Origin of the sequence: Succinivibrio sp. (genome assembly GCF_045124615.1) — a bacterium.
GTDB lineage: Bacteria > Pseudomonadota > Gammaproteobacteria > Enterobacterales > Succinivibrionaceae > Succinivibrio > Succinivibrio faecicola.
This window is the reverse complement of record NZ_JBGVMC010000391.1, coordinates 1-5,301: the sequence shown is the minus strand read 5'-3', so window position 1 is coordinate 5,301 and position 5,301 is coordinate 1. Positions and strand designations below refer to the sequence as shown.

Below are 5,301 nucleotides of genomic sequence, written 5' to 3'. Positions count from 1 at the left end.
AAGAATATACTGCCTTGCTACATTTTCAAGAAAAAGGGCTTCCTCAGTTGTTGCAAAAGCACTGTTTGCAAAAACTGATGATATGAGCATAGATACTATTGATAGAATTTTTTTCTTAAACATTGTTAAAGGCCTATATATTCTTGACGATAGAATTATATGGCAAAGTATCGATTAAAAGAATTAGCCGTGTCAATATCTTTACAATTATTGGCAAAAAAGCGATATAGTCATAATTTTTACGGAAACAAAAAATCGTAAAAATAATCTATATCAATAGCATAATTTAAAAACTGACTGTGATTATGATAGCAAATTCTTTATTTTTTCTTAGGTTAAGTTATATTTGCTTATTATTCTTTATGTTAGTGACCACCATTAAAATTAAAAAATGACTCGTTAAGGTGAACAATATGATAGGTATAATGGATTCTGTAAATGAGTTGACTGAGGTTGTAGGCCAGAACCGTATGGAGCTTTTGCTTTTCAAACTGTCAGGTCTACGTCAACGATATGGTATTAACGTATTCAAAGTAAGGGAGGTTCTTCCTTGTCCTCATCTGACAGTTATGCCAAAACTGCAGAAATTCGTTATCGGTGTGGCACATATTCGTGGTCAGACTATTTCTGTAATCGATCTTGCTTATGCAATAGGTGGAAGACCATCAAGAGATATTGAAAAGTGCTTTATCATTATTGCTGAATACAATCGTTCTACTCATGCATTCCTAGTTTCAAGTGTTGAGAGAATTCTGAATATGAACTGGGATAAGATTATGCCACCACCAAAAGGAGCAGGCGACAGCAACTACATGACCGCTGTAACTGAAATTGACGGTGAGTTAGTTGAAATCCTCGATGTTGAGAAGATCCTTGAAGAAATTTCTCCAAGTAAGCTTGAAACTCAAGATCTCAATGAGATATATGACGAGCAGTTCTCAAAGCTTGTTGAAGAGCATAAGCCTAAAGTTCTCGTTGCTGATGACTCAAAGGTTGCACTAAGACAGGTATGCAGTTCTCTTGAGAAACTCAATCTTGAGGTAGTTACCGCAAATGATGGTAAGGAAGCATTGAATATATTAAAAGAAGCTTCTGCAAACGGCCCTATCAACCAGCAGTTTGCCTGTGTAATTTCTGATGTTGAAATGCCAGAAATGGACGGTTATACACTTTGTGCAACCGTAAGACAGGATCCTGTTTTAAAACCAGTCTATATTATTCTTCATACCTCACTGTCAGGTGTATTCAACCTTGGTATGGTAAGTAAGGCCGGTGCAAATGATTTTATTCCAAAATTCAATCCTTTAGAGCTTGCAAAGGCTGTTAAGAAGGGTATTATCCTAACAAATGCCGGATCATCAGGTGCTGATCTGATTATGAATAAGAATGACGCTAGCAGCGCATTAGAAAAATCATAGCTATCACACCTTTTCATAATAACTAAAAAAGAGAGATCATTACTGATCTCTCAATATAAGAATAACATTACTAAGGCTTTGTTGTTATGGCGTTAACAGATAATAGTGAAAACAGATTTTCATCACCAAATTCAACATCGAGCGAGGAGAAGAAAACTGCTGTTTCTCAGACATCTTCTTCTTTAGGAGCTCGAACTACATTAGGTGGTACTGCACAGAGCTCATCTTCAGCATTAAGAAGTACTTCTACATTAAATGCTGTTGCAAAGCCTGCTGTATCAACTGGTGTAACAGCAGGATCTAGCCTGTTTTCATCTAAAACAGCAGCTACAGCTTCAACATTATCAAGATCTACTGTAAGCACTGCATCAGCAAGTACTTCTGCTTTTTCAAAAACACCTGCATCTGCTGCTAGTGCAAGTACGTTGCAAAACAGACCATTGAGTGGATCTGCAGTATCAGCAAGTACAACTACAACATCAGGTTTGAGTGGTGCAAGGACAGCTACAGGCACTGTATCAACAGCACCTGCAGCTACTAGCGCAAGACCTGCTACTAGCACAACCACTGCAAGTACAGCACAGAGTTCTTTTGTAAAAACTGCAACAACAGCGCAAAGTAGCATAAGTTCTTTAGCTACATCTCAGAGCACTGTTGCAAGAACAGCTTCTTCATCTTTATTTACGAGAACAGCAACTGCTGCTGCAACTACAAATACATCTACTGCAACAACAGCAGCTTCATCAACACAGTCGACTGTAGATAATAACGATATTGCAAAGAAACTAGCTGAGGCTAAAGCTGCTTTATCAACAGTAAACAATAAAACTGCATCTGTAATGAGAACTGATGCTGATGGAAGAACATCACTAATCAAGGATTCTCAGGAAGTTACTGACGTTCAGTATCGTCGTTTTGCTACTTTTATTGAAGAAAAATCAGGTATTGTTCTTGGTGCCGGTAAACAGTATCTTGTTAACAGTAGACTGTCATCACTTCTGTCTAAATTCAATATTCAGACAGTTGATGAGCTTATCAATAGAGCAATGGAAGAAACTCCAAACAATAAGATTCAAGAAGAAGTTATTGATGCAATGACTACTAATGAAACCTTATGGTTTAGAGATACATATCCTTATACAGCTCTTGAGAATACTATTTTGCCTGAGCTTGCAAAACGAGCTAAATATCCTGTCAGAATCTGGTCTGCAGCTTGCTCATCAGGACAGGAGCCTTACTCAATAGCAATGATTGTGCAAGAGCAGTTAGGTAAGATGCTTCATGTTGATCCTAAACAGACTCAGATTATCGGTACAGACTTATCACCTGAAATGCTTACAACATGCAGATTAGGTCAGTATGATGTACATGCTCTATCAAGAGGCTTATCTGCAGAGAGAAAAGCTAAGTTCTTCAAGCCATGTCATAAACCTAACATGATGCAGATAGATCCAAGAGTAAAGAGTATGGTTGAGTTCAGACCAATGAATCTTTTAGGTTCCTATGCTCTTATGGGTAAGTTTGATGTAATTTTCTGTAGAAATGTTCTTATTTATTTCTCAAATGAAGTAAAGGCTGATATTTTAAGAAAATTAACAATGTGTCTGAACCCTGGTGGTTATCTGATTTTAGGTTCAACAGAAACACTAGTTGGCGTGAGTGATAAATATGAAATGATGCGTTGTAATCCAGGTATCATTTATCGTCTCAAACCACAAAAGTACGCATTTTTATAATAACTTAGCTGATTAACCTCCTTATGGCAGTGTCAGTATTTATTATTGGCACTGTTTTTTTTATAAAAGCATCTGTAAAGAATTTTGTCATTTTATAATTATTACTTATTGAAATATATAGTAATTATTTTAAAAACTACACATGGCACGATAGTTGCAACTATCTGATTAACAGTAAATAGTGTTGCATTTTTGACAGTGGAGATTAAAAAAATGGCTATAGGTTTTGATAAGGTTTTTGGTGTGCATCAGCATACCATGGTAATTCGAAACCACAGAGCTGAAGTATTGGCAGGTAATCTTGCTAATGCTGATACTCCAGGTTATAAGGCACGTGATTTAGATTTTGACATTGCATTCAAACAGGCTGCAAAGGTTCAGATGACAAAACCATCACAGATGGTCAAGACAAGTGAACTGCATATGGATGAAAACTCCATCACTGATGAGCCAGAGCTTACCTTAAAGTACAGAAATCCATATCAGGCTGATACTGGTAACGGAAATACTGTTGAGGTTGATGCCGAGCGAATGAAGTACGTTAACAATACAATGGAATACCAGGCAACTATGACTTTTCTCAATGGTCGAATTGCTAAACTTAAGAATGCATTAAGAACATCGGTATAGTGGGAGCATAGAAAATGGGCTTGTTTAGAATCATGGATATTGCAGGAACTGCAATGAATGCACAGTCTGTTCGTATGAATGCCACAGCATCAAACCTTGCTAATGCTGAATCAGTAAGTTCATCTGTGGAAACCACCTATAAGGCAAGAAGGCCTTTATTCTCTGCAGCAATGGATGAAGCTTTACTTGCAGAAAAGAATTACGGTGGCGTATGTGATCCTGTTACAGGAGAACCATACGGTGTCGGTGTAAGCTTAAAAGGTGTTGTAGAATCAGATGCTCCAACTATCAAAGAATACAATCCAAGCCATCCTTTAGCTGATGAAAATGGTTATATTTACAGACCAAATGTAAATCCTGTAGAGGAAATGGCAGATATGATAAGTGCTAATCGTTCTTATCAGACAGCAGTACAGTTAGCTGCGAATGCAAAAAAGATGATGCAGGCCACACTACAGCTTGGAAATTCACAGAATATGTAAACTGACAACTTAGTAAGTAATGCACGGTTGCTGAAGGATGAAAGTTCTTCAGCATTTTTTTTATATAATTTGTTTATAATAAAGATACTTGCCTGTTTAATGATGCATTTTGCCACTAGGCAAAGCTTGCCACATGGCAGATGAAAAATATAAAGGTTATAAATCAATTAATCTTTAATTAATCAATAAAAATCAAGTATTTATCATATTATTTCTGATCTTGGCATGCAACTTGAATAAGTAGTATCAGACACAGAGTTTATGGCAAGTATTGCCGGTATATATTAGGAGTTGAAAATGAGCGACTTTGATTACAGTAAGATTGGTAAATCTTCCTCACTCCTTGCTTCACAGGCTGCACAGGCAAACCAGGCAGATTTAAAAGCTAACAGTAAGCTTGATCAGGCAGACTTTTTAAAGTTATTAACAACACAGCTTGCAAATCAGGATCCATCATCACCAGTTGACAATAACCAGATGGTTACAACAATGTCACAGCTGTCAGTTGTAGAAAATTTAACTTCTATTTCTGATAATGTTAACAACGCTATTGCAGCAATCAATTCAAGTTCAGCTTTATCAGCATCTAGCCTGATTGGTAGAAGTGTTCTGATTGATTCTAAGAATGCATACTTTAATGGTAATAGTGCTGGTATTAAGGTTTCTGCAGGTGATGGTGCAGCTGACATCAAGATTGATATTAAAGATGCATCAGGATCAGTTGTTGCCTCATTTAGCGGTGGTGTTGCAGATGGTGACTTTGACTTCAACTGGGACGGTGTTATCGATCAGGAAACTGGTGAAAAGGCTCCTAATGGTATGTATACCTTCTCAATTACAGCAGAGCAGGGCGGTAAGATTGTAAATCTTCCATTCAAGACCTATGCTAATGTAGGCTCTGTAACTTTAGGTTCAACTCCAAGCGAAACTGTTTTAAATCTTGTTGGTGCAGGTTCAATTCCTCTAAGCAAGGTAGAGCAGATTGCAGAATCTTAATAAAAAAGAACTGGAGAGCTTGCCTCTCCAGTCATTTTT

6 protein-coding genes are annotated in these 5,301 nt (G+C 37.1%); 5 read left to right on the top strand and 1 reads right to left on the bottom strand.

The features are described from left to right. Positions 1 to 413: 413 nt before the first annotated feature. On the top strand, positions 414 to 1,418 hold the full coding sequence (locus ACJML3_RS10465; RefSeq protein WP_406023030.1) for a chemotaxis protein: 1,005 nt from the start codon (positions 414 to 416) through the stop codon (positions 1,416 to 1,418). Between the two features lie 166 nt (positions 1,419 to 1,584). Here the strand turns inward: ACJML3_RS10465 and ACJML3_RS10460 are convergent, their stop codons facing one another. Then, positions 1,585 to 1,932, bottom strand: coding sequence for a hypothetical protein (locus ACJML3_RS10460; RefSeq protein WP_406023028.1), 348 nt, complete (start codon positions 1,930 to 1,932; stop codon positions 1,585 to 1,587). Between ACJML3_RS10460 and ACJML3_RS10455 the strand changes: the two genes are divergently transcribed. The 4 genes from ACJML3_RS10455 (at position 1,904) to ACJML3_RS10440 (ending at position 5,262) form a co-directional block, all read left to right on the top strand. Then, a complete protein-coding gene (locus ACJML3_RS10455) occupies positions 1,904 to 3,154 on the top strand; it encodes a CheR family methyltransferase (RefSeq protein ID WP_406023026.1) in 1,251 nt (416 codons plus the stop codon). The two genes, ACJML3_RS10460 and ACJML3_RS10455, sit on opposite strands and share 29 nt — an antisense overlap. Before the next feature lie 213 nt (positions 3,155 to 3,367). Beyond that, a complete protein-coding gene (flgB, locus tag ACJML3_RS10450) occupies positions 3,368 to 3,784 on the top strand; it encodes a flagellar basal body rod protein FlgB (protein ID WP_219937387.1) in 417 nt (138 codons plus the stop codon). 14 nt (positions 3,785 to 3,798) lie between these two features. After that, on the top strand, positions 3,799 to 4,266 hold the full coding sequence (gene flgC, locus ACJML3_RS10445; RefSeq protein WP_219937388.1) for a flagellar basal body rod protein FlgC: 468 nt from the start codon (positions 3,799 to 3,801) through the stop codon (positions 4,264 to 4,266). Positions 4,267 to 4,563: 297 nt separating this feature from the next. Beyond that, complete coding sequence (locus tag ACJML3_RS10440; RefSeq protein ID WP_406023024.1) at positions 4,564 to 5,262, top strand: flagellar hook assembly protein FlgD; 699 nt, start codon at positions 4,564 to 4,566, stop codon at positions 5,260 to 5,262. The last annotated feature ends 39 nt before the right edge of the window (positions 5,263 to 5,301 follow it).